Here is an 802-nt window from a genome sequence, read left to right on the forward strand (position 1 = left end):
AGCTATTTTCAACAGAAGCCGCCAACAAAGCTTGTTATACAGCACTGCAGTTGTTAGGAGGCAATGGCTATATTAAAGATTATCCTATAGAGCGTCTTACTCGTGATGCACGCGTAACAACAATCTACGAAGGTTCCAGTGAAATACAGCGCATTATTATTGCTAAACAAATACTCAGTGAAGCATAGCTTAATCAGCCTTGCAGATAAGGGGCCAACTTAGAACGGAATTCCGCCTTAACCCCCATACTTTTGAGTATCCAGTACTGACCACTTATCATCCGGTCAATATATAAGCTTTCAACCGGCGGGCTAAAGTGCGACATATGTTTAAAGAACAAATGAGTTTGTTTGGCCGCTTCGATATGCAAAGAAGCAGATTCATAGTCATAGTCGTCATTTGTCAGAAAGGGCTCAAATAAAATATTCCGCCAAACTTTGTAGTAGTCTGAACCTGGTGAAGGTTTACTCTCGACCCGCGCACCTAATCTAATAAGCGCATCATCTAGCGCATCATAATCTTCCGCCAAACTAGCAACAATCGCATCTTTATAGGCTGCTAAAACTTCATGCTTAAGCGTTTTAATACAACCAAAATCATAAACAATAACTGAACCGTCTTTTCGAAAAGCAAAATTACCGGGGTGCGGGTCGCCATGAATCTGTTTGAAGTCAAATAGCTGCTCAGCCATAACTTCAAATAGTCTTTCGCCGAGTTGATTGATCTGATCCTGAGTATACTGCTCACGCTTTAGTGCTTGTATATCGTCTCCTGGTAGGTATTCCACCGTTAGAATATGCCT

Annotated in this window: 2 protein-coding genes; one reads left to right on the forward strand and one right to left on the reverse strand. The window is 41.5% G+C overall.

Features of this window, described 5'->3' with window-relative positions; all coding sequences use genetic code 11:
• On the forward strand, positions 1-188 hold a 188-nt coding region (locus A3735_RS09235; protein WP_255375158.1), incomplete at its 5' end, for an acyl-CoA dehydrogenase family protein.
• Positions 189-193: 5 nt separating this feature from the next.
• On the opposite strand, the gene A3735_RS09240 is transcribed toward A3735_RS09235, so the two are convergent.
• Positions 194-802 (reverse strand): AarF/UbiB family protein (locus tag A3735_RS09240; RefSeq protein WP_231882514.1); only part of this gene is annotated, 609 nt, incomplete at its 5' end.

It is taken from the genome of Oleiphilus sp. HI0061 (genome assembly GCF_001635675.1).